The 23538-nt window shown below is 69.6% G+C and carries 22 protein-coding genes; 8 read left to right on the top strand and 14 right to left on the bottom strand.

The window, feature by feature from the left end; genetic code table 11:
* Positions 1 to 49: 49 nt before the first annotated feature.
* Genes fabI through SNOV_RS20955 form a run of 3 tightly spaced genes read right to left on the bottom strand, consistent with a single transcriptional unit; the run spans position 50 to position 4047 of the window.
* Entirely contained in the window at positions 50 to 835 is a 786-nt protein-coding gene (gene fabI, locus SNOV_RS20965; RefSeq protein ID WP_013168982.1) for an enoyl-ACP reductase FabI, read from the bottom strand.
* 27 nt (positions 836 to 862) lie between these two features.
* On the bottom strand, positions 863 to 1828 hold the full coding sequence (locus SNOV_RS20960; protein WP_013168981.1) for a phosphate acetyltransferase: 966 nt from the start codon (positions 1826 to 1828) through the stop codon (positions 863 to 865).
* Between the two features lie 5 nt (positions 1829 to 1833).
* Positions 1834 to 4047, bottom strand: coding sequence for a DUF3141 domain-containing protein (locus SNOV_RS20955; RefSeq protein WP_013168980.1), 2214 nt, complete (start codon positions 4045 to 4047; stop codon positions 1834 to 1836).
* Positions 4048 to 4282: 235 nt separating this feature from the next.
* Between SNOV_RS20955 and SNOV_RS20950 the strand changes: the two genes are divergently transcribed.
* Positions 4283 to 5605: a DUF3300 domain-containing protein gene (locus SNOV_RS20950; protein WP_013168979.1), complete on the top strand. Its 1323-nt coding sequence runs from the start codon at positions 4283 to 4285 to the stop codon at positions 5603 to 5605.
* 10 nt (positions 5606 to 5615) lie between these two features.
* Positions 5616 to 6527: a DUF2950 domain-containing protein gene (locus SNOV_RS20945; protein WP_013168978.1), complete on the top strand. Its 912-nt coding sequence runs from the start codon at positions 5616 to 5618 to the stop codon at positions 6525 to 6527.
* 19 nt (positions 6528 to 6546) lie between these two features.
* Here the strand turns inward: SNOV_RS20945 and SNOV_RS20940 are convergent, their stop codons facing one another.
* Positions 6547 to 7047: a hypothetical protein gene (locus tag SNOV_RS20940; protein ID WP_013168977.1), complete on the bottom strand. Its 501-nt coding sequence runs from the start codon at positions 7045 to 7047 to the stop codon at positions 6547 to 6549.
* Between the two features lie 307 nt (positions 7048 to 7354).
* Between SNOV_RS20940 and arcD the strand changes: the two genes are divergently transcribed.
* The 5 genes from arcD to SNOV_RS20915 are packed head-to-tail and all read left to right on the top strand — an operon-like array spanning position 7355 to position 13467.
* The gene (gene arcD / locus SNOV_RS20935; protein WP_013168976.1) at positions 7355 to 8851 is read left to right on the top strand and encodes an arginine-ornithine antiporter; all 1497 of its coding nucleotides are present in this window, start codon (positions 7355 to 7357) and stop codon (positions 8849 to 8851) included.
* 11 nt (positions 8852 to 8862) lie between these two features.
* Complete coding sequence (locus tag SNOV_RS20930) at positions 8863 to 10245, top strand: amino acid permease (protein WP_013168975.1); 1383 nt, start codon at positions 8863 to 8865, stop codon at positions 10243 to 10245.
* Positions 10245 to 11249 carry an ornithine carbamoyltransferase gene (locus SNOV_RS20925; RefSeq protein WP_013168974.1) on the top strand — a complete coding sequence of 335 codons (1005 nt, stop codon included), beginning with the start codon at positions 10245 to 10247 and terminating at the stop codon, positions 11247 to 11249. Before SNOV_RS20930 ends, SNOV_RS20925 begins: the two co-directional genes overlap by 1 nt.
* A gap of 5 nt (positions 11250 to 11254) precedes the next feature.
* Entirely contained in the window at positions 11255 to 12229 is a 975-nt protein-coding gene (gene arcC, locus SNOV_RS20920; protein ID WP_013168973.1) for a carbamate kinase, read from the top strand.
* Positions 12226 to 13467 carry an arginine deiminase gene (locus tag SNOV_RS20915; protein WP_013168972.1) on the top strand — a complete coding sequence of 414 codons (1242 nt, stop codon included), beginning with the start codon at positions 12226 to 12228 and terminating at the stop codon, positions 13465 to 13467. The genes arcC and SNOV_RS20915 overlap by 4 nt, the downstream gene beginning before the upstream one ends.
* Here SNOV_RS20915 and SNOV_RS20910 read toward each other — a convergent pair.
* Positions 13461 to 15245 (bottom strand): tetratricopeptide repeat protein, encoded by a 1785-nt coding sequence (locus SNOV_RS20910; RefSeq protein ID WP_049785767.1) that lies wholly within the window; start codon positions 15243 to 15245, stop codon positions 13461 to 13463. The two genes, SNOV_RS20915 and SNOV_RS20910, sit on opposite strands and share 7 nt — an antisense overlap.
* 207 nt (positions 15246 to 15452) lie before the next feature.
* Here SNOV_RS20910 and SNOV_RS20905 point away from each other — a divergent pair, with 207 nt between their 5' ends.
* Positions 15453 to 15977, top strand: a complete 525-nt coding sequence (locus SNOV_RS20905) for a hypothetical protein (protein WP_041782477.1) — start codon at positions 15453 to 15455, stop codon at positions 15975 to 15977.
* A gap of 74 nt (positions 15978 to 16051) precedes the next feature.
* Here SNOV_RS20905 and SNOV_RS20900 read toward each other — a convergent pair whose 3' ends face one another.
* The 9 genes from SNOV_RS20900 to SNOV_RS20860 form a co-directional block, all read right to left on the bottom strand.
* Positions 16052 to 17017 (bottom strand): YncE family protein, encoded by a 966-nt coding sequence (locus SNOV_RS20900; RefSeq protein WP_013168969.1) that lies wholly within the window; start codon positions 17015 to 17017, stop codon positions 16052 to 16054.
* The gene (locus SNOV_RS20895) at positions 17014 to 17538 is read right to left on the bottom strand and encodes an SRPBCC family protein (protein WP_013168968.1); all 525 of its coding nucleotides are present in this window, start codon (positions 17536 to 17538) and stop codon (positions 17014 to 17016) included. Before SNOV_RS20895 ends, SNOV_RS20900 begins: the two co-directional genes overlap by 4 nt.
* 11 nt (positions 17539 to 17549) lie before the next feature.
* Positions 17550 to 18554, bottom strand: a complete 1005-nt coding sequence (locus SNOV_RS20890) for a vWA domain-containing protein (protein WP_013168967.1) — start codon at positions 18552 to 18554, stop codon at positions 17550 to 17552.
* Complete coding sequence (locus tag SNOV_RS20885; protein ID WP_013168966.1) at positions 18551 to 19111, bottom strand: hypothetical protein; 561 nt, start codon at positions 19109 to 19111, stop codon at positions 18551 to 18553. The genes SNOV_RS20890 and SNOV_RS20885 overlap by 4 nt, the downstream gene beginning before the upstream one ends.
* Positions 19108 to 20178, bottom strand: a complete 1071-nt coding sequence (locus SNOV_RS20880) for a vWA domain-containing protein (RefSeq protein WP_013168965.1) — start codon at positions 20176 to 20178, stop codon at positions 19108 to 19110. The genes SNOV_RS20885 and SNOV_RS20880 overlap by 4 nt, the downstream gene beginning before the upstream one ends.
* Positions 20175 to 21101: a hypothetical protein gene (locus SNOV_RS20875; RefSeq protein WP_013168964.1), complete on the bottom strand. Its 927-nt coding sequence runs from the start codon at positions 21099 to 21101 to the stop codon at positions 20175 to 20177. The genes SNOV_RS20880 and SNOV_RS20875 overlap by 4 nt, the downstream gene beginning before the upstream one ends.
* Positions 21102 to 21962: a DUF58 domain-containing protein gene (locus SNOV_RS20870; RefSeq protein WP_013168963.1), complete on the bottom strand. Its 861-nt coding sequence runs from the start codon at positions 21960 to 21962 to the stop codon at positions 21102 to 21104.
* On the bottom strand, positions 21959 to 22990 hold the full coding sequence (locus SNOV_RS20865) for an AAA family ATPase (protein ID WP_013168962.1): 1032 nt from the start codon (positions 22988 to 22990) through the stop codon (positions 21959 to 21961). Before SNOV_RS20865 ends, SNOV_RS20870 begins: the two co-directional genes overlap by 4 nt.
* A 218-nt stretch (positions 22991 to 23208) precedes the next feature.
* Complete coding sequence (locus SNOV_RS20860; protein ID WP_013168961.1) at positions 23209 to 23523, bottom strand: methanol dehydrogenase [cytochrome c] subunit; 315 nt, start codon at positions 23521 to 23523, stop codon at positions 23209 to 23211.
* Between the last annotated feature and the right edge of the window lie 15 nt (positions 23524 to 23538).

Genomic DNA, 23538 nt, shown 5'->3' with positions numbered 1-23538 from the left:
TGGCGACGACGAGATCGTGGATCTGCCGTCATGCCGAGAGACCGGCGCCTCAGTCGATGATGTTGTAGCCGCCGTCGATATAGAGCACCTGCCCCGTCATCAGCCGCGCCGCGTCATGGGCGAGGAAGGCGGTGGCGACGCCGACATCGTCGATGGAGACGAGCTCGCGCGCCGGCGCCTTCGCCTTCGCCTTCGCCAGCAATTCGTCGAACTCCGGAATGCCGGAGGCCGCGCGCGTCGCCAGTGGGCCGGGCGAGATGGCGTGCACGCGGATGCCCTTGGGGCCAAGCTCGGCCGCCATGTAGCGCACCGCGCTCTCCAGCGCCGCCTTGGCGACGCCCATGATGTTGTAGTTCTCTACCACCCGCTCGGAACCGTAATAGGTCATGGTGAACAGCGTGCCGCCGTCCTTCATCAGCGGCTCGGCGAGATGCGCCATGCGCATGAACGACCAGCAGGAGATCTCCATCGTCTTCAGGAAACCGTCGAGCGGCACGTCGGTGACGCGGCCGGCCAGCGTGTCGCGCGGCGCGAAGGCGATGGAATGCACGAGGAAATCGAGCTTGCCCCATTGCTCGCCGACGGCCTCGAACACCGCCTCCATCTGGCCGGGCACGGCGACGTCGAGGGGCAGGAAGATCGGCGCCTCCAGCTCCTGCGCCAGCGGCTCCACGAAGCGCCGCGCCTTGTCGTTCAGATAGGTGACGGCAAGCTCGGCACCGAAGGCCCGGAAGGCGCGCGCGCATCCCCAGGCGATGGACTGGTCATTGGCGATGCCGACGACCAGTCCCTTCTTGCCTTCGAGCAGCTTGGCCTTGACGGCGGGTATGGACATCGCGGGCTCCGGTCCAGGGGCGATCACCTATTCCGCCACGATCGGCGTGGCGCGCCGGCGCATCGCGTAGAGCGCGGCGATGGCGCAGGAGGCCAGACGGGTGCGCACCGAATCCGCCCGCGAGGTGAGGATGATCGGCACGCGCGCGCCGAGCACGATGCCGGCGGCATCGGCATGGGCGAGGAAGGTCAGGTTCTTCGCCAGCATGTTGCCGGCTTCGAGATCGGGCACGACGAGGATCTGCGCGTGCCCGGCGACGGGAGAGACGATGCCCTTGATCCGCGCCGCCTCGGGGTCGATGGCGTTGTCGAAGGCGAGCGGCCCCTCGACCAGGCCGCCGGTGATCTGGCCGCGCTCGGCCATCTTGCACAAGGCCGCCGCCTCGATGGTGGAGGGGATCTTGGTGGTCACCGTCTCGACCGCCGAGAGGATCGCGACGCGAGGCGTCCCGAGGCCGATGCCGCGCCACAGGTCGATGGCGTTCTGGACGATGTCGCGCTTGGCGTCGAGGTCGGGAAAGATGTTGATCGCCGCATCGGTGATGAACAGCGTCTCGGCGTGGCCCGGCACGTCCATCACGAAGACATGGCTGATGCGCCGCTCGGTGCGCAGCCCGGTGGCGGAGGACGCCACCTCCTTCATCAGCTCGTCGGTGTGCAGGCTGCCCTTCATGAGCAGTTCGCCGCGCCCCTCGCGCACCAGCGCGACCGCCTTGGCCGCCGCCGCATGGCTATGCGAGACATCGACGATCTCGATGCCGGACAGATCGAGGGCGAACTCTTCGGCCACGGCGCGGATACGGGCTTCCGGTCCGACCAGGATCGGCACGATGAGGCCGGCCTCGGCCGCCTCCAGGGCACCGCGCAGCGAGGTCTCGTCGCAGGGATGGGCGACGACGGTCGGCGCCGCCGAGCTGGCGCGGGCCGCGGCGATCAGCCGGTCATATTTGGACAGTTCCGGCGCCGCGGCGGGCGGGGCGAGCGTATCGGCCATGATGTTCAGCTCTCCTTGCCGGCGACGGCGGCCAGCCTCGGCCGCGGCGTCCGGCGGGCGGGTGGCGCTTCGCCGAACAGCTTGCGGATCTCCTCGAAGCGCTCGGCCGCCGCCCCTTCCAGCGGGCCGCGCGCGGTCAGCACCTCGTCGAGCAGCGTCAGTATGTCCTGACGCTTGCCGGCGTCCTCCGGCAGCAGGCCGGGGATCGCGGCGATGGCAGCGGACGGGTCGATCAGCAGCATGAAATATTGCTCGCGCACCAGCGCCTTGAAGCGCTCCAGCGTCAGCTGGCGGGCGTGCTCGCCATTGAGCCGCAGCCGGCGGATCGCCTCGAAGCCGCGCTCGTCGGCGCTCTCGCGCGCCATGCCGACATAGACCATCGCCCGCACCGCGCCTTCGAGCAGGCCGCCCTGGGTGATATTCGCGCGCAACTCGGCGATGCGCTTGGCGATCAGCTCGGCATGCAGCCGGCTCTTGGGCGCGCTACGCGGACGGACGTCGGAACCGGGGTCCACGCCCACCGCCGCCTGCAGCACCGGCAGGCCATAGACGGTGCGGAAGGTCAGCTCGGCCTGATGCTCCACCGCCTTGCGGTAGCCTTCCAGCGCCTCGACCATGTGACGGGAGAACTGTTCCTGCGCCTTGAGGAATGGATTGTGCGGCGCCGCCGGCCGGCGCTCGGCGCGGGCTTCCTCCGCCGCGGCGTCGAGCCAGCCGAGGAACGGGTTCTGCGCGCCGAACATCTCATAGCCGAGCCGCAGCGGGTGCAGTTTGCGACCCATCTCGGCCATGGCCGGATTGACCGCCGCCCGCACCAGCGGCTGCAGATAGGCGCGGTAGAGCGCAAGGTTGATCTCCGAGACCCGGGCGGCGGTAGCGAAGCGGCGCTCGTCGGCGGGGTCGTTGCCCCCCAGCGCGCGGATGTCGTCGAGGTCGCGCGCCTCGCAGCGCATGAACCATTCGCTCGCCGGATGGTCCGGGTCCTCCCCCGGCTTGGGTTCAAAGATCGCCTCGTAGAGGCCGGGCGGCAGCACGTCGATGAAATCGATGTTGGAGGCGAATTCCCGGTGCTCCTTCCGCGCCACGCTGGAAGAGACGAAGATGCCGAGATGGCCGATCCTGTCGTGCACCGTGTAGACGATGGTCTGGCCATAGGAGCGTATCTCGTCGACGCTGTCATAGAGGTCGAGGATCCAGTCCAGCGCCTGCTGCGGCGGGGTGATGTTGTCGCCGCGCGAGCACAGCACCACGATGGGCGAGCGGATGTTGCGCAGGTCGACCGTGGTGCCGTCGGAGGTGCGGATGTCGCCGCAGGCGAGCTTGTTGCCCACGAACAGCTCGTCGACGATGAACTGCATCTCCTCGGCGTTCAGCGTGACGTGGCCGCCCCACCATTTCTCAAAGCCGAGATAGCGCTCCAGCTCGGTGTCGATCCTGGAATAGAGGTTGTACTGCTTGGTCCAGAGCGTGTTGGCCGGGTTCTGGTTCTCGAAGTTCTGCACCAGCCACGCACCGTCGAAGATGCCGGCGCCGAGATCGCCGGTGAGCGCGGTGAGCCAGCTTCCCCCGAGCAGCCCGCCGGAATAGCGCATCGGGTTCACGCCCTGCACGCCCGCCCAATAGGAGAGCGGCGAGCCGGCGATGATGATCGGGCCGAACAGCTCGGGCCGGATCGCCGCCAGCATCATCACCGCCCAGCCGGCCTGGCAGTTGCCGATGACGCAGGGCTTGCCCTCGGCCTGCGGGTGGCGGGCGGCGACGATCTCGAGGAACACCGCCTCGGCCCGCGCAATGTCCTCGATGGTCTGGCCCGGTACCGGATCGGGCAGGAAGCCGACGAAATAGGCCGGATGGCCGGCATTCATCGCCACGCCGATCTCGCTGTCGGCCTTGAAGCCGCCGATGCCCGGCCCGTGGCCGGCGCGCGGATCGACCACCATGAAGGGGCGCTTGGCCTCGTCGACCAACAGGCCCTCCGGCGGGAGGATCCGCACGAGAAGATAGTTCACCGGACGCGGCAGATTGCGCCCGTCGACCACCAGCTCGGCCTTGTAGTCCAGCACGTTGGGCGCCGGCTCGGCCATGTGCGCTTCGTACTGGAGCCCGCGCTTGTGCATGGCGTCGAGAAACAGCGTCCAGCGCTGGGCGGCGTCGACCAGATAGGAGGTGGCGTCGGAGATCAGCGCGCTGTTCATCCTGCCGGTGACGTCATTGTCCATGGTCGTCATCCCGAATTGTTGCGCCGCAAGCTTAATATCGCAGTTGCACAATAAAATGAAGGCGACGCCCCCTGCCCTGGCAAGTATGTAACTTACCGTATGCTACGTTCCCCGTGTTCACGCGAACCTCCGGCCGGGGTACAGGCTGAACAGCCGACGGGACGGACGATCCGGTATCGCGCCTGAGTGTGGAGTGGTCCCGGCGAGCCTCGCCGGACCGGGGGAGGAAAGCCAGATGGGTTGGAGATCGGCCGGCGCCGTCACGCTCGCCATCCTCGTGGCCGCCGGCCTGAGCGGTCGCGACCCTGCGGCGGCGCAGTCGCCTCCCCCCTTCGACATGAATGCGCCCGCGGCCGCGCCGGCGCCGGCGACCCCGGTCTTCACGGCGGAGGAGCTGCGCGGGCTGCTCGCGCCCTATGCGCTCTATCCCGACGACCTTCTCGCCCAGTTGCTGCCGGCTTGCGCCTATCCGATCGAGATCGTCCAGGTCTCGCGCTGGCTGGAGAAGAACAAGGAAGCTGTCGCCAAAGGCGACTTCGCCGGGATCGACGCCCAGTCCTGGGATCCGTCGGTGAAGGCGCTGGCCCGCTTTCCCGACGTCATCGCCAAACTTAACGCGGACCTCGACGCCACCAGCGACATTGGCGACGCCTTCGTCAACCAGCCCAAGGACGTGGCCGACGCGATCCAGTTTCTCCGCGCGCAGGCGCAGGAGAGCGGCGCCCTCGCCAGCACCCCGCAGCAGACCGTCACCGTCGAGAAGCAGGGCGAGACGAACTACATCGTGATCGAGCCCGCCGAGCCCGGCGTGATCTACGTGCCGACCTACGATCCCGCCGTGGTGTACGATCCCGGCCTGTCCTCGCTCGGCGCCGGCCTCATCGGCTTCGGTGTTGGCGTCGCGGTCGGCAGCGTGATCGACGACGCGTGGGACTGGGGCCGCGGCTGGGTCTATCCGCCCCGCTGGCCGGGCTATCCGGGGTACCGGCCCGGTCGTTACGGCAACAACGTCAACATCGGCAACGACATCACGATTGGCGGCGGCAATACCCGTCCGTGGCGGCCGGACCCCGATCGCTATCGTCCCGGCCAGGGAAGCAAGCCCGGACTGGCCACTCCCGGCACGCGGCCGGGCACCGCAGGCCGGCCGGGGCAGGTCGGCAATGTGGGCGGCAATCTCGGCGACATGAACCGTCCGGCGGCGGGGCAGCGCCCGAATGCGGGCGGCCTCCCGGCGCGTCCCGATGTCGGCCGTCCCGATGCCGCGCAGCGCCCTGCGGCAGGCCGCCCCTCGACCCCGGCGCAGCCGCCGCGGAGCGCCGCGGCAAAGCCAGGCGCCAAACCCGCCGCCAAACCAGCCCAGAGGCCCAAGTCCCCCGCCGCCAGCCGCCCGGCGCCGAAGGCCCCGCCCCGCCCGACGGCCTTCAGCGACGTGCGCGCCGGCGGCAATGCGCACGGCTATTCCCAGCGCGGCGCCACGAGCCGCAAGTCGGTCTCGCGGCCGCCCGTGCCCCGTGGAGGCGGGCGGCCCGGCGGCGGTGGCGGACGCAGGCGCTGAGGAGGAGATCATGGCGACATCCCGCATAATGCGTCTGGCGACCGCCCTTGCCTTCGGCACGGGGCTCCTGACGATCCCCGCGGCGGCGCAGGAGAAGTTCCCCTCGCCGGAGGCCGCCGCTTCCGCCTTGGTCGAGGCGGCACGCCAACCCGGGCCCGCCGCGCTGGAGCGCGTCTTCGGTCCCGGCGGGCGCGAGCTGCTGGCGTCCGGCGACGAGGAGACCGACCGCTTCCGCCGCGAGGTGTTCCTCAATCTCGCCGCCGGCTGGGTCGATGTCGCCGATGGGGATGACGGGCGGAAGGTGCTGGTCTTCGGCAAGGTCCGCTGGCGCTTCCCGATCCCGCTGAAGGAGACCGGCGGCGCCTGGACCTTCGATCTCGCCGCCGGCCGGCAGGAGATCATCGACCGGGCGGTAGGCCGCAACGAGCTGACGGCGATCGGCGCCTGCGCCGACTATGTCGCCGCGCAGAACGAATATTTCGCCTCGCTGCATGACGACGAGCCGGTCCGGCAATATGCGCGGCGCTTCATCAGCACGCCCGGACGCCATGACGGGCTCTACTGGCCGCCCGCGACGCCGGACGACCGCAGCCCGCTCGGCGAGCGCATCGCGGCGGCGGCGCTGCAGCGCGACGCCGGCGGCAAGCCGCAACCCTATGAAGGCTATTTCTACCGCATCCTCACCCGGCAGGGGCCGAACGCCCCCGGCGGCGCCTATGACTATCTGGTCAAGGGCCGGCTGCTCGGCGGCTTCGCCATGCTCGCCTATCCCGAGAGCTGGGGGAAGACAGGCGTGATGACCTTCCTGTGCGACCAGCGCGGACAGGTCTACGAGATCAATCTCGGACCGGAGACGCCCGCCATCGCCGCCGGCATGACCGCCTTCGATCCGGGACCGGACTGGAAACCCGTCATGCCGTGAGCGTGGTCCACGGGGGTTCCTATTTCCTGCCCCAGGTCAGGAACAGGCCGACATCGCCCGGCATGCCCTTGGGCCAGTCGACGATCATCGCGGTCAGGCCGAAGCCCGCCGGCTTCAGCCGGTCGCGCCACAGCTCGTAAGCCTGCCGCGGCCGGCCGGTCAGCGTGTCCGGCCAGCCCTCGACCGTGTTGTTGATGGCTCGCCCATGGTCGGTGCACAGGCTGTTGGGGAAGCGCATCACCATCAGCTCGGTCTCCCCGCGTTCGGCCGCCGAGCGCAGCTTCACCAGAAGGTTCTGGGTGATCTCCTCCAGCCTCGCCGGCGTCAGCTCGATCGGCGCCGCCAGCGTCTTGGCCAGTTCCTCGCGCGCCCGGTCGGCCTTCTCCACCGCCTCCACCATCTCCTTGGCGTGCGCCGTGGCGACCTTGTCCATGTAGCTGCGCAGGTCCTCCGCCGACATGAAGCTCTCATCGCCCAGCGGGCGCTGATGCGGCGCGGATATCTGGTCGGTGTCGCTCATCGTCAGGCTCCATGCCAAGGAGAGGTAGATTCGGGATGCAGGGCGGGATGGTGCTCGGCCGGGCGCTCGCCCGATGCCGCAGGCCCGACCGCGGGAGGAAACCTCGGATCGCCCCGACATCTGCGCCCATGACGGGCGGCGCGGAAGGCCTGCGGGGTAACATACGGTAAGATACTTCAGGCCGGATGGGCTTGCTGGTGTCCTGTGCCCGTTCAGCGCGCCGGTCGCGCCGGGCGGTCTCGAGGCCGAGTGGCCCCGGGGATTGCGCGCGGCCCGAAGGACCGGCGCCCAGAGGGGCGCCTTCACCATGTCCGATGCAACCGCTCATATCCCGCTCGGCGGCGTCTCCTCGCCGGCGACACCTGCCGCCGGCAAGCTCACGCTGCTGCCACTCGTCGCCCTCGTCGTCGGCTCGATGATCGGCGGCGGCGTCTTCAACCTGCCGAGCGACATGTCGCGGGGTGCTTCGCCGCTGGCGATCATCATCGGCTGGCTGGTCACCGGCGTGGGCATGCTCACCCTCGCCTTCGTCTATCAGGGCCTGTCGCTGCGCAAGCCGAACCTCGACAACGGGCCCTATGCCTACGCCAAGGCGGGCTTCGGCGACTTCATCGGCTTCAACAGTGCCTGGGGCTACTGGATCAGCGCCTTCCTCGGCAACGTGGCCTATGCGGTGGCGATCTTCTCCGCGCTGTCCTATTTCGCGCCGGTCTTCGGCGACGGCAACAATGTGATCTCGATCGTCGGCGCCTCGCTGGCGCTGTGGGGCATCCACGGGCTGATTCTCAAGGGGGTGAAGGAGGCGGCCTTCGTCAACGCCATCACCACCGTGGCCAAGCTGGTGCCGATCCTGGTGTTCATCCTGGTCGCCATCGTCGCCTTCAACTTCGACCTGTTCCTCTCCGCCTTCCGCAACATGGGCGCGGGACTGGGCGAGGGAGGCGCGGGGCTCGGCAGCCTGCTCGATCAGGTGAAGAGCACCATGCTGGTCACGCTGTGGGTGTTCATCGGCATCGAGGGGGCGAGCGTCTATTCCGCCCGTGCCGCCAAGCGCTCGGATGTCGGGCGCGCCACGGTGATCGGCTTCGTCGGGGCGCTGGCGGTCTATGTGCTGGTGTCGCTGCTCGCCGTCGGCATCATGAACCAGCCCGAACTCGCCGGGCAGAAGGTGCCCTCCATGGCGGGCGTGCTGGAGTACGTCGTCGGCCCCTGGGGCGCCGGGCTGATCAATCTCGGCCTCATCATCTCCGTCGGTGGCGCCTTCCTGAGCTGGACGCTACTGAGCGCGGAAATCCCCTATACCTGCGGCAAGGACGGCACCTTCCCGCGCTGGTTCTCGGTCGAGAACAGCCGCGGCACGCCGGTCAACTCGCTCTGGGTGACGAACCTGTGCGTGCAGGCCTTCCTGGTGCTGACCTATTTCTCCAAGGACGCCTACAATTTCTTCTACTTCATCGCCTCGGTGGCGATCCTGCCGCCCTATGTCTTCTCCGGCGGCTATGCGCTGAAGCTCGCCTTGACCGGCGAGAGCTACAAGGGCGAGGACAAGCAGCGCCGGCGCGATCTGATCGTCGGCCTCGTCGCCACGCTCTACGGGCTGTGGCTCGTCTATGCCGCCGGCCTGCAATACCTCCTGATGGCGACCCTGCTCTTCCTGCCCGGGCTCGTCATCTACGCCATCGCCTGCCGGCAGCGCGGGGTGCGGGCCTATACCGGCAGCGACCTCATCATCGCCGCCGTCATGGTCGGCCTCGCCGTGCTCGCCTTCTACCTGATCTGGACCGGCGCCATCAGCCCGCTCTGAGGAGGCGTATCATGCCCAGCTCAAGCGGTGCGGGGAAAGGCAGGCTGGGTCTCGCCGCCTGCACCGCCCTCGTCGTCGGCAACATGATCGGCTCCGGCGTGTTCCTGCTGCCGGCCTCGCTGGCGCCCTACGGGCCGATGGCGCTCGCCGGCTGGATCGTCACGGCCATCGGCGCCATCGCCCTCGCCATCGTGTTCGGCCGGCTGGCCCGGCTGGTACCGAAGACCGGCGGTCCCTATGCCTATACGCGCGCCGGCTTCGGCGAGTTCGCCGGCTTCCTCATCGCCTGGGGCTACTGGATCGCGCTGTGGGCCGGCAATGCCGGCGTCGCCGTCGCCTTCACCGGCTATGTCGGCCACTTCGTTCCCGGCGCGGCGAGCGGCCTGCCCGGCCTCGCCGTCGGGCTGGCGGCGCTGTGGACGCTGACGCTGGTCAACATAAGGGGCGTCGGCACCGCCGGCCTGGTGCAGGTGGCGACCACGGTGCTGAAGCTATTGCCGCTGCTCGCACTCGTCGTCGCCGGGCTGACCGTGGTCGACACCAGCCACTTCGTGCCGTTCAACCCGAGCGGGCTCGATCCGTTCGCCGCCATCGCCGCCTGCTCGGCGCTGACGCTCTGGGCCTTCCTCGGGCTGGAATCGGCCACCGTGCCGGCGGGCGACGTGGTCAATCCCGGCCGCACCATCCCGCTGGCGACGGTGTTCGGCACCAGCTTCGCCGCGGGGCTCTATATCCTCGTCACTATCGTCGCCTTCGGCACCGTGCCGCTCGCCTCGCTCGGCTCCTCCACGGCGCCGCTGGCGCTGGTGGCCGAGCATCTGTGGGGGCCGGCCGGCGGCTTCCTGGTGGCGGCGGGGGCGATCGTCTCGACCTTCGGCACGCTGAACGGCTTCACGCTGCTCTCCGGCCAGGTGCCCTACGGCGCCGCGCGCGACGGCGCCTTTCCCGCCTTCCTCGGCGAAGCCTCGCCCTCGGGTGCGCCGGTCAACGCGCTGATCGTCTCCAGCCTGCTCTCCAGCATCCTGATCGCGATGAACCTCAGCCGCGAGCTGGTGGAGCAGTTCACCTTCATCATCCTGCTGGCGACCCTGACCAGCCTCGTCCCCTACATCTTCTGCGCGCTGGTCGAGCTCGTGCTCTACGCCACCGATCCGATCCACTACCGGCCGCCGCCCCGCCTCGGCGGTCTGGTGGCGCTCGCGACGATCGCCTTCCTGTTCTCCATCGGCGCGATCTACGGCGCCGGGGCGGAGGTCGTGTTCTGGGGCTTCCTGTTGCTGATGAGCGGCCTGCCGGTCTTCGTCTGGATCAAGCGCCACAACCTCAACGCCCGCGCCGCCGCGGCGCCGCGGCATCCCACCCCTGTGAGCCCGTCCTTCAAGGAGACGCACTGATGTCGTTCAACCTCAGAAACCGCTCGCTCCTGACCGTGCAGGACTACACGCAGCGCGAGTTCCAGTTCCTGCTCGACCTCGCGCGCGACCTGAAGCGGGCGAAGTATTCCGGCACCGAGCAGCCGCATCTGAAGGGCCGCGAAGTGGTGCTGATCTTCGAGAAGACCAGCACTCGCACCCGCTGCGCCTTCGAGGTGGCCTGCCACGACCAGGGCGCCAACGTGACCTATCTCGATCCGGCCGGTTCGCAGATCGGGCACAAGGAATCCTTCAAGGACACCGCCCGCGTGCTCGGGCGCATGTTCGACGCCATCGAGTATCGCGGCGCCTCGCAGACCGGCGTCGAGCAGCTCGCCAAATATGCCGGCGTGCCGGTCTATAACGGCCTCACCGACGAGTACCATCCGACCCAGATGCTCGCCGACGTGATGACCATGCGCGAGCACTCGGACAAGCCGGTGCACGAGATCAAATACGCCTATGTCGGCGACACCCGCTCCAACATGGGCCATTCGCTGATGATCGCCGGCTGCCTGATGGGCATGGATGTGCGCATCGCCGGCCCGAAGAAGCTCTGGCCCTCCGACGAGTTCGTCACCATCGCCCGCGACCTCGAGAAGCGCTACGGCGCCAAGCTCACCATCACCGACGACCCGAAGGCGGCGGTGAAGGGAGCCGACTTCATCCATACCGATGTCTGGGTCTCGATGGGCGAGCCCAAGGAGGTGTGGAAGGAGCGCATCAAGCTGCTCAAGCCGTTCCAGGTGAACGCGGCGCTGATGAAGGCGAGCGGCAATCCGCGCGTGAAATTCATGCACTGCCTGCCGGCCTTCCACGACACCGAGACCACGGTCGGCAAGGACATCGCCGACAAGTTCGGCATCCATGACGGGCTCGAGGTCACCGACGAGGTGTTCGAGAGCGAGGCCAATGTCGCCTTCGAGCAGGCGGAGAACCGGCTGCACACCATCAAGGCGCTGCTCGTCGCCACGCTCGGGGAGTAGGGACGATGCTCGTCGTCACTGCGCTGGGCGGCAATGCGCTGCTGCGCCGGGGCCAGGCGCTCACGGCCGAGAACCAGCGCGAGAATGTCGCCGTCGCCGCCCGCTCGCTGGCGCCGGTGGCGATGGAGCACCAGCTCGTCGTCGGCCATGGCAACGGCCCGCAGGTCGGCCTGCTGGCCCTCCAGGGCGCCTCCTATGGCAAGGTCGAGACCTATCCCTTCGACGTGCTCGGCGCCGAGACCGAGGGGATGATCGGCTACATGATCGAGCAGGAGCTGGGCAATCTCCTGCCCTTCGAGCGCCCGCTCGCCACGCTGCTGACCATGGTCGAGGTCGACCCGGCCGATCCGGCCTTCGGCAACCCGACCAAGTTCATCGGCCCGATCTACACGCGCGATGACGCCGACCGCATCGCCGCCGAGAAGGGATGGACCTTCAAGGCGGACGGAGACGCCTTCCGCCGCGTCGTGCCCTCGCCCATGCCGAAGCGCATCTTCGAACTGCGCCCGATCCGCTGGCTGCTGGAGCAGAACACCGTGGTGATCGCCGCCGGCGGCGGCGGCATCCCCACCATGTACGAACCGGGCGAGGCGCCGGACGGGCGGCGGCGCCTCGTCGGCGTCGAATGCGTCATCGACAAGGACCTCGCCACCGAGCTGCTGGCCCGCGAGCTCGGCGCCGACCTGCTCGCCATCCTCACCGATGTCGACGCCATCTATGTGGACTGGGGGACGCCCAGCCAGAAGGCGATCCGCCGCGCCTCGCCGCAGGCGCTCGCCGCGCTCTCCTTCCCCGCCGGCTCCATGGGTCCCAAGGTCGAGGCGGCGTGCCGCTTCGCCATCGCCACCGGCAAGCGCGCCTGCATCGGCTCGCTGAAGGACCTCACCGGCATGATCGCCGGCACCGCCGGCACCACCGTCACCACCGAGGCGGACGGCATCGCCTTCGCCGACAGCGCCTCCCAGGGAGCATCGTCATGAGGCAGTTTGGAGTTCACTCGGAAGCCGGCGTGCTGCGGACCGTGATGGTCTGCCGTCCGGGCCTCGCCCATAAGCGGCTCACCCCCGGCAATTGCCGCGAGCTGCTGTTCGACGACGTGCTCTGGGTGCAGGAAGCGCAGAAGGAGCACTTCAACTTCTGCAACAAGATGCGGGAGGTCGGCGTCGAGGTGCTCGAATTCCACGACCTGCTGGCCCGCGTGCTGGAGATCAAGGAGGCGCGCGACTGGGTGCTCGACCGGCGCATCACCGCCAACCATGTCGGCTCCGGCATGCTGAAAGAGCTGCGCCAGTGGCTCGACGAATTGCCGCCGATGAAGCTCGCCGAGCACCTCGTCGGCGGCATCGCCCGCTTCGAGCTGCCCTTCGAGCCGCAGGGCATGTTCGGCCGCTATCTGGAGCCGACCGGCTTCGTCATCCCGCCAGTGCCCAACACCATCTTCACCCGCGACAATTCCTGCTGGATCTATGGCGGGGTGACTGTGAACCCGATGTACTGGCCGGCGCGGCGGCCGGAGACGCTCCTCGTCACCGCCATCTACAAGTTCCACCCGGAATTCCGCAACGGCGACTTCAAGGTGTGGTGGGGCAATCCGGACGAGGATTTCGGCCCCTCGACGCTGGAGGGCGGCGACGTCATGCCGGTCGGCAACGGCACCGTCTTCATCGGCATGGGCGAGCGCACCACGCCGCAGGCGGTCGGCCAGCTCGCCCGCGCGCTGTTCCTCGGCGAGGCGGCGACCCGCGTCGTCGCCTGCCAGATGCCGAAGTCGCGCGCGGCGATGCATCTCGACACGGTGTTCACCATGTGCGACCGCGACCTCGCCAACGTGTTCCTCGACGTGTGCCAGCAGATCACCTGCTACAGCCTCAGGCCCGGCGACAATGAGGAGGACGTCGACTACACGGTCGAGGACCGCCCCTTCCTGACCGAGGACGGCACCGGCGTCGCGGCCGAGGCGCTCGGCCTCCAGCATCTGCGGATCGTCACCACCGGCGGCGACAGCTACGAGCAGGAGCGCGAGCAATGGGACGACGGCAACAATGTCGTCGCCCTCGCGCCCGGCGTGGTGGTCGGCTACGAGCGCAACTCCTACACCAACACCAAGCTGCGCAAGGCCGGCATCGAGGTCATCACCATCGAGGGCGACGAGCTCGGGCGCGGGCGCGGCGGCGGGCACTGCATGACCTGCCCGATCCTGCGCGACCCGATTCAGTAGGCGCGGGCGTCGTGCAGGCGCGCCGGCACCTCGAAGCCGGCCTCCGCGGCGTCGGCGATGATCTTGGCGCGGTCGGCGGCGTTGAAGTTGCGCTTGTTGAGCTCAACCTCGAACTGCGCGAAGAAGGCGGGCCGCATCTTCAGGAAGGTCGCGCGGCTCGCCGCGGCCTCCTCGGCGCGGCCGTTGCGCGCATAGATCAGCGTCGCCACGAAATGGTAGATCGGGAAGCGCTGCAGGTCGGCGCGCCGTATCAGCACCAGCGCGCGGGCGTCATCGCCGTCGAGATAGGCGCCGAGCGCCAGCAGGCCGGAATAGAGGCCCGTGGTGCCCGGATTGCGCGCCAGCGCCTCCTCCATCATCGCCATGCCGCGGGCATGCTCGCCCGCCTGCATCAGCCGGCTGCCATATTCGCCCAGCAGCTCGGTGTCGTCGGGATTGAGGCGGTAGGCCTGCTCGCCATATTGCAGCGCCGCCTGCGGCTCGCGGTTGAAGAAGCGCGCGGTCATCATCGCTTGCAGGGCGCGCACATTGGCCGGATCCAATTGGATGGCGCGCTGCGCCGCCTCGATGGCGCGTCCCACCGGCGGAGGGCGCGCGACCGGGTTGAAGCCGAAGCGGTCCTCGTCGAGATAGGCATAGGACAGCATCGCCCAGGCGGTGGCGTTGCCCGGCGTCGTGGCGACGCCGCGCCGCAGGCAGGCGCGGACCTTGGCGTGCAGCTCCGCGCTCAGTACGCTCCTGTACTCGTAGAATTGCAGCGCGCACTGGTAGCTGTCGGACATCTGCGGCGGCGACCGGTCGTCGCGCGCGCGCTCGACCGATCGGAACAGCACGCCATAGGGCTGCGCCACGGCGGTGGCGACGCGCGAGGCGATGTCCTCTTCGAGGGTGATGGTGTCCGGCGCCTTCGGGTCGATGTCGTAGATGTCCGACCACAGCATGGTGCCGCTGGTGCGCTCGACCAGCCGGGCGGTGACGCGCAGGCGCGTATCGTCGGCCCGGACGCTGCCGTCGAGCAGATAGCGCGCCGCCGGCCATCGTGCCGGGTCGGACGGACCGGCGCCCTCGGGAGCGACCACCGTGACCTCGCGGAAGCGCACGAGACGGGCCACGAGCTCGTCCGAGATCGCCGCGGCCCGCAGGGCGATGTCCTTGCCGCCGAGATCGGCGAAGGGCAGCACGAGGATGGACGGCTGCGCCGCGGCGGCTGCCGAAGCGGCGCTCTCCGCCCGTTCGAGGCGGGTGCCGAGCCAGACCAGCGCGAACAGGCAAGCGATCACCGCGCCCGTCACCGCCCAGCGCCAGTGCTGGCGGTCGCCCTCCGCCGCTCCCGGCGGAGCGGCCGGCGCGGGGAGCGGAACGGTCGCCTCGGGCTCGCCGCGCAGGGACACCTGGGCACGATAGAAGAAGTGGGGGACGTAGCCGCCCTTGGGGATCTCGATGCCGATGGCGTCGTCGCGGCCCGTGGCGAGGTAGTAGTGTTCGAGCTCGCGCCGCAGGCGCCCGGCCTCGATGCGCACGACCGGATCGAGCTGCGGATCGAAGGTCCCGTCGCGCCCGAACACCTCGATGCCGATGGAATAGGCCTTGATGCGCTCCTGCCGGCCTTCCAGAGTCTCCTCGACGACATAGGCGAGGAAATCGGCGAGGCGGCTGGAGCGTCTGAGCTCGGGGCTCGCCAGAATGCGTTCCAGCTGACGCTGCACGTCGGCGGTGACCGGCTCGGCCGGCTTTTCCTCGTCCCCGCTGCGCGACGTGCCTCCAGCGAACGCACTCATAATACGCCCCATCACGCTCCAACCTAGCCAACCGAGGCAGGATAGCGGCGAAGTATGAGATCGGATTGCGTTGAATCAAGCAGCAGCACTGCACGATGACTTCAGCCGTCCAAGTCCCCGCTTCGCGGACCTGCCTCGACATCGGCATTCCCCTGCGTCATTCTCCGGATAATCGCGCATTGGGGGACGACGATGCGGTGCTTGACGTTGGCAGTCGCGCTGGTCGCCATCGGAAGCCTGGAGGCATCCGCTCAAAGCGATCCGCCCAAAAGGCGTTTCGACCTCACATCCGGGATCGTCTTCACCTGCAGTCCGGCAACGGGAATAGACTGGACGGGCAAGGCGTGTGGCGAACTGACGAGCGAATTCAGGAAACGGGCCGAGCTGGCCGGGCTGAAGTTCACCGAGGTTCTCATCACGGCGGATTTCAAGACGAAGAGGTTTCCCGTCGCCAACGGCTTCGACCAGGACAAGGCGATCCGCGTGTTCTGGTTCATGCATGCGCCGTCCGGCCCGGCCGGCGAGGTCAGCGCCAAGCTCATGAGCAACGTCGTGTTCGAGCCAACGCCGGCCGAGATACCCAATGTCGTTCCGGGACAGCGGATACCGATAAACTTCTATACCCAGTCGGTGGCCCTCGACCCCGGCGCGCGCCATTCGGACGCGCAGCCCTATCTGAAGCAGATCACCGACGCCTTCTTCAAGTCCGGCGAGATGGTAATCCAGAAATAGCGGCCCGCCGGAGCGGCGTCTCCTTCCGCAGATCCGTCCATTCCTGAGCCGGTCCGCTGCCGTTACGGCGCGGCTCAGTCGCGCGCGGGTGCGATGACCGCCATCATGCGCGGACCGGTCGCGACCGGCACGCGCCGGCTGCAACTCGGCGTCGGCTGGAGCAGCTCGACGATGCACAGGCTGTCGTCGGCCCAGTTGGCGACGATCAGGCGGTCGCCGGCGATGACGGCGCCTTCGGGGTACTCGCCGACCTTCATCTCGACGACGATCTTGCGCGTGGCGCGGTCGAGCAGCGCGAGCTTGCCGCTCTGCTGGCTGGTCACCGCGATGCGGGCGCCGTCCGCCGTCACCGCGACGCCGTAGGGCATCAGCCCGATGCGGATGCGCGCGACCTCCTTCATCGCCTCGGTATCGACGATCGACAGGTCGTTGCTCTGCACATTGGCGACGTAGAGCTCCCTGCCGTCCGGCGAGAGCGCCAGCGCGAAGGGCGCCCGTCCCGTGGGAATGATGGCGACGCGCTGCATCGTGGCGATGTCGACCACGCTCACCTGGTTGCTCTCGCGGTCGGCGACATAGGCGCGGCCGGAGCGACCGTCGACCACGAGGCCGGCGGGCGATCTGCCGATGGCGGCGCGGCCCGTCTGCCGTCCGGTCGCGGCGTCGATGCGGATGAGCGCGTCGGCGCTCCAGTCGCTGACCAGCAGCGCGCGGCCCCCGTCGATAACGGCGATGCCGAAGGGTTCCTTGCCGACAGTGAAGCTCTCCCCGGCACGCCGTGCCGCCACATCGACGGGCGTGACGAGGCCGAGATCGGGATGGGTGACGAAGAGCCGGCGCCCGTCCGGCGTCGCCGCCACGGCGGCGGGCACGCGCGGCAGCCGGATCTCGTCGACGACGCGGCCCACCTCCGCATCGACGAGCGAGAGAATGCCCGCCTGCTGCGACACTACCGCAATGAACGGCGGCGCCTCGCCGGCCGCGGCCGGACCGGCGATCAGGGCGAGCGCGGCGAGCAGGCCGCGCAGGCGCGCCCTCACGAGCCGCCCGCCTTGGCCTTCAGCCCTTCCAGCCCCTGCTTGATGAAGTCGGTCATGGCGGCGATGGCCGCCTCGTCGTTCAGATTGTCCGGCGGGAAATTGCTGGTGTCGGCGCGGTAGAAGCGCGCGCTCCAGGCGACCTCGCTGCCGCTGCCCGCGGGCTTCACCTCGATGGTGGCGGTGTAGAAGCTGACGGGAAGCGCGTCGGCGTTCTCCTTCAGCAGGCGGTAGGAGATGCGTTTCGCTCCGGCGTCGACCTCGTCGAGCCCCTCGGTGATCTCGCCCTTCTCCAACGTGAGCACGCGCTCGGCGCCGGCCGCGTCGCCACCGGTGGCAGCCACCTTTGTCACCAGTTTGTGCCACTGGCCGATGCCACCAAAACTGGAGACGAGCTTCCACACCGTGTCGGGCGTGGCGGGGATCGCGAGGGTCTCGTCCGCCCGCTGCGGCGTCGGGCCGTGCGCGGGCAAAGTCGCGGGAAAAAGGAGCAGGACGAGCGCGATCACGAGACGTTCAAGCATCATGTTTTCCTTCATTGGACGGGAAGCCGGTCCGGGCGCCGGGAGGAAACGGCGCCGAGGCCGAAGAGGACGCAGAGGCAGAACAGCGCCAGCGCCGCCGGCACCGCCGCGGTGTCGATGCGGGTGACCACCGGCCGGGCGCTTGTGTCGGCCTCGACCGCGGCGATCAGCGCCGGCGCGCCGTCGAGCGGGGCGAAGCCAAGCCCGGTCTGGGTGGCGAGCGCACGCAGATGCTCCTCGCGCATGGCGCTGAGATGCTCGGTGCCGGTCGCCGGCTCGCCGCCCCACGGCGCGTTGCGCGGGTTCCAGCCGGCGCGCGAGGGCGCGTCCTCGGGAGGCGGGCCGGAGCGGTTCTCCTGCGGTACGTCCTGCTCGCCGTAGAAGCCGACCTCGCGGCCGTCCTGGTCGAATTTCGGGATAGGCGAAGGATCGGTGCGGCCGACGCCGACGAGCAGGCCCGCCACCTCGCCCGGCTTGCCGTCGAAGGCCGGCAGCCGTCCGCCCGCCAAGGGCGGGGCTTCCTGGCCGTCGGTCATGAAGACGAGGTCGGATTTCAGCCCGGCTGCCATGGCGAGGGCGGAATGGACGCCACTGGTGACATAGCTGTCACCCTCCCACGCCATGCGCCAGTCGAGCCCGTCGATGGCGCCGTCGATGGCCGCGAAGTTCCCGCACACCTCCGCCGGCTCGAAGAGCATAAAACTGCGCCGTTCGGTGAAGATGCCGAGGCCGAGGCGCGACTGGCAGGGCAGGCCGGCGAGCAGGCCGCGCGTCGCCTGCTTGGCCGCGGCGAGGCGCGTCTGCGGTGCGCCACCGGTGGCGTAGTCGCGCACATTCATGCTGCCGGTGACATCGATGACGAGCAGGATGTCGCGCGCCGGCCGGGTGAGGGCGACGCGCGGCGCGAGCAGCGCGGCGAGCAGCGCGAGGAGCGCCGCGAGCAGCAGCCAGAAGCGCCAGTCGCGGGCGGGGACGAGCGGGGCGCCCGCCGTCGCCACCCTCGCCACCCTATTCATGGCAGCCCCCGCGGCAGGCCGGGCAGGTCGGTCCAGAGCTTCTTCGCGGCCTCGGGCGGAAGCTCTTCGCCCTCGACGTCGAGCTGAGGGAAGTCGCGCACCAGCCGCATGGCGACGTCGAGATTGTACTTGGCGTCCCAGAAGCCGGGATCGAGCGTGAGGGCCCGGCGGTAATTATCCTTGGCGAGCCGCACCAGCGGGATCGCCGGGTCGATCTTGTTGGAGCCGAGATGATCGATGGCGAGCCGCAGCCGGGCGTTGGCCATGTCGTACAGTGCGGCCACGGCGAGCCGCCGATCGCCACCGGCGGCAAGACGGTTGAGCAGCGGCTGCGCCTCGTCGAGCCGGTCGCGCACGGTCAGGAAATGCAGCCGCGCGAAGAGCAGCGCCGGCGGATCCTCCGGGCTCACGGCAACGTCGTGACCGGAGCCGAGCGAGGCGATCAGTGCATTGTCGTTGCGATCGATGAGAAGGCGCGCGGCGAACCAGCTCGCGGTGATCAGGCTCACCACCAGCACGGCCGTGCTCGCGATGACGACGAGGCGCCCGGCGTTCATGCCGCCCTCCGTGCCGGCGCGGCCTCGGCGGCCGGTGCGCGCGTCCTGCGCGCGGGCGCCAGACGGCGCTCGGCCAGCTTGGCGGCGAGCAGCAGCGCGACCGCGAAGCCCGCGACCGCGAAGGCCGGACGGGCTAGGTCCTGGCGCGGCACCCGCTCGACATAGCGGATGGGGCGCGTCTCCTGCCGGTCGATCTCGGCGATAGCGTCGGCCACCGCCTGCGGGCTCGTCGCCTCGAAGGCGCGATAGGGCAGGCCGAGACCCTGCAGAAAGAGGTGGAGATGCCGCTCGGGATTGGCCTGTGGTGTGTCCTCGCCCGGCGGCACCTCGAAGATGCCGGGCGAGCCGCGCGAGCGCAGGAACAGCCAATAGAGATGCACCGGCGTGCGGGCCGCGGCGTCGCGCAGCGCGTCCTGCACCCGCCGGTCGATCAGCGCCGCGCCGTCGGACACCAGCAGCACCGCGCGCGAGGTCTCGTCGGTATCATCGGCGAAATAGGAGAAGGCGAGCGCCAGGCCACGGCCGACATCGGTGAAGGCGAGGCCCGGCCGGTCGATGGCGTCGATGGCCGCGTCCACCACTTCGTGATGGTCGGTGAGCGGCAGCACCGGCATGGGCGAGGTGGAGAAGGCGGCGACACCGATGCGGTCATGCGGGCGGCGGGCGACGAACTCGGCCAGCAGGCGCTTGGCGGCGGCGGATTTGGATTCCTGATCGCCCGTGGGCGCGCGATCGGCGAAGCTGTTGTCCATGCTGGAGGAGCGGTCGAACAGCAGCACCAGATGCGCGCCGGTACCCTCGCGCTCGACGCTCTGCTCGCGACGATGCAGCCCGGCGAGACCGAGCACCAAAGCGAGGATGGCGAGGCATCCGGCAAGCCGCAGCGCGACCGCGACCGCGCGGGAGAACGGATCGACCGGCACCAGCGCCGCCGAAGGAATGCCGCGCCGGACGAAGGGGGTGGCGAGCAAGGGCAGGAGGGCGAGCGCCAACAGGGCCAGCACAAGCGGGTGGTCCACGCCCCAGTCCTGCGTCAGCCCGTCGAGGATGGCGCTCGCCCCGTTCATGGCCCACCTCGCTCGACGGCGCGCAGGCGGCGCGAGATGGCGACGAGCTCGAGCGGTGGCAGCTCGCGTTGGGCGCCCTGCGGATCGTCGCCGAAGAAGGCACGGCGCGAGGCGGCGAAGAGCCGCCGCACCTCGGCCTCCGCCGCGCGGAAGGCGGGATGCGCCTCGAAGAAGGCCGGCAGGTCCTCGGCGAACACGCCCCGGCCGGCGGTGGCGTCGAAGGCGCGGTGGAGGGCGAGCAGCGCGCCGCGATAGGACGGAGCATCCGGCGCCGAGGTCAGCGGCGCGGAGATGGCGCGAGCCGCCCGGGCGAAGGGGCGCGAACGCCGCCGGCCGAGGGGTCCCCACCCCTTCTGCCAGGCGAGGGCGAGGAAGGCGGCAAGCGCGAGCGCCAGCGCGGCCATCAGGCGCCGCAGGGTGGCGGCGGTCGGGAGCGGCTGCGGCGCGATGTCGGGGCGCAGCGCCATGGCCTGGCCGGGCGCCGTTGAGATGATCTCGCGCAGCGGCGACATGAGGAAAGACCACGCGGGCACATTCACCGTGACCCTCCGCTCGCCGTCGATGGCGGAGAGCACGACGCCGGGAATGGCGAGCCGGCGCGGCTCCAGCGGGGCGTAGAAGGTCTGGTAGACGAGGTCGAGCGTGTAGCGCCGCACCCCATCCTCGATGCCATGGTCCTTCAGCCGCACGTCGCGAAGGTCGAGCCAGTAGTCGAGCGGGCGCGGCGACGGCAGCGAGGCGGGATCGAGCACATAGGGCGCGTCGAGGGCGATCTCGGCGGTGAGCGCGAGGGCGTCACCGATGACATAGCCGAAGGGGCGCGGGGCGTAGAGGTCGACGGAGCGGAGCTGCGCCAGTGCCGGGCACGACGTCAGCATCGCGGCGGCGAGAAAAAGCAGCCCCATGCGCGCCCGCAGCCCCATTCACCCCTCCATCAGGCGGCGTGCGAGCGCCTCGACGTCGAGCGCGTCCTTGAGGTCGATGGCGCGCAGGCCGCGCAGAACGAAAAGCGTCTCCAGCGCCTGCCGCCGCGCGCGCGCCTCGCGCCGCCAGCGTTCGCGCAGCGACGGGCGCATGAAGACGAGCCGCGCGGCGCCGGTCTCCAGGTCGCCGACCTCGACCAGGCCCCAGCGCGGCAGCCGTTCCTCGACCGAGCTGTCGCGCACCACCACCGGCACCACCTCGTGTCGCCACAGCGCGTCGAGCAGGCTTTCCAGCTCCGCGGCCGGCATGAGGAAATCGGAGATGAGGAAGACGAGGCTGCACCGATGCGGCAGGCGCTCGGCCGCCTCCATGAGGCCGGCCGTTCCCCTGCCCTGCGGCTGCACGGCGTCGAGGCGCCGGCGCACCTCCTCCTCCAGCCCGCGCCGACGCGCGAGGGGGAGGCTCGCCTCCTCGCGCAGATACGCGTCGCAGCCGAACAGCGCGAAGCTGTCGCCGGCACGCATGGCCGAGAGCGCCAGCAGCGCGCAGAGATCGGCGACGCGGCCGGCGACGGCGTCGCCGAAGCGCATGGAGCCGGAGAGGTCCACGAGCGCGGCGACCGGCACCGCCCGGCGCGGCGCGAACTGGCGTACATGCAATTTGCCATGGGGATCGCGCAGCGAGACCCGAAGGTCGATGCGGCGCGGATCGGGCAGGCGCAGCAACGAGACGTGGCGGCGGAACTCGCCCTCCGCGCCCTCCCCATGGCCGGGATGCGCCCCAGGGAAGATGCCCTCCGGCCGCCAGCGCAGCCGGTAGGGGATCGGCTGGAGGGGCTCGTCGCCCGGCTTGCCGCTCATGGCGCCGGCACCCGCGCGAAGACGCCGGCGATCAGTGCACCGACGATGCGCTCGCGGCGCAGCTCGTAGACCGGATCGATGAAGATGCGGTGCGCCATGACCTCCGGGAACACGGCGCGCAGATCCTCCGGCACCACCATGTCGCGGCCTTCCAGCCAGGCGCGTACGCGCGCGGCACGCACGAGGTAGGACATGCCGCGCGGGCTGGCGCCGCCCTGGACGAGGCGGGCGGTGTCCACGCCCTCGATCTCGATGCCGAGGGTCGCCGGATTGCGGATGGCTTCCCAGAGGGCGAGCGTATAGGCCTCCAGCGCCGGGCTGGAGCGCACGCCGGACTGGATCGCCCGCGCCACCGTCTCCAGCGCCTCGGGGTCGATGACGCCGCTCTCGACCTCCATCAGCAGCGTATCGACATTGTGGAAGCGCGGATCGAAGACGAGGCTGCGCCGCGCTTCCGTCTCCGCGGGCATGCCGACCTGCACCTCCATGAGGAAGCGGTCGCGGGCGGCGGCGGGCAGCTCGAAGGTCTCCTCGCGCTCGACGCGGTTGCGGTCGGCGAAGACCTGCACATGCGGAAAATGATATTCGCGGTTGAAGGCGGAGACCGAGCGCTCGGCCATCAGCCGCAGCAGCAGCGAATGCACCTGCGGCCGGGCGCGGTTGATCTCGTTGAAGAAGAAGACGGAGAGCTGCTCGCCCTGGCGCAGCAGCGGGCCGGGATCGATGCGCGGCCTGCCGTCCTCGCCGAGATGGGCGTGGTAGATCAGGTCCGCCGGCATCAGGTCGATGGTGCCCTCGATGCGCTCGAAGGCGCCGCCTATGGCACGGGCCAGCGCCCGCAGCAGCGTGGTCTTGCCGACGCCGACATCGCCTTCCAGCAGCACATGGCCGCGGGCGAAGGTGGCGATGGCGAGGAGGCGGATGACGCGCTCCTGCCCCAGCACCACCTTGCCGATTTCATGTTCGAAGCGCAGCGCATGGCCCCGCCAGTCGGACAGGACGGAATCGGTGTCGCGGACGATGCGCATGCGGGAAGCCTTTCAAGCAGGCGGGCGACCATGGCGGGGTATGCCGTGAGCGGCGCCCCAAAAGGGCGCGGCCCACGCCGGCAGGAGGACCCGCCGGGCGTCGGCCGCGCCAGTTGCCCACAGACCGGGCGGCTAAGCCCGGAGGATCGCGGGGCGGACAGGAGAATGGCGTCCGCCCGCAAGTGGGTTCTTGAAAGCAAGGCTTTTACGAAGGCCGGTCAGTTCGCCGAGATCTTGCTGACGTCGTAGACGAAGCTGCCGGTCTTCTTGAAATTCTCCACGCGCTTGGCGTTGCGCGCTTCCATCTCCTTGATCGACTGCGACTGCTTGTTCAGCTCCGCAGGATTGTGCTTGGGGTCGTATTTCGAGCCGGCGACCTTGTCCGGGTAGCCGGGCTTGGGCTCCCAGCAATTGCCCGGCGCCTTGCAGTTGGTGCCGTCATAGGCGCTGGCGCCGCCGGCAAGAGCGAGGGCGAGAGCCCCGGCGCCGGCAAGGGAGAAGGCGAACTTCACGCTGCGGTCGATGATGCTCATGTCAGGTCTCCTCGT

The organism is Ancylobacter novellus DSM 506 (assembly GCF_000092925.1).
Classification (GTDB): domain Bacteria; phylum Pseudomonadota; class Alphaproteobacteria; order Rhizobiales; family Xanthobacteraceae; genus Ancylobacter; species Ancylobacter novellus.
Note: the sequence above shows the minus strand (reverse complement) of the source record. Positions and strands in the feature narration are given on the sequence as shown.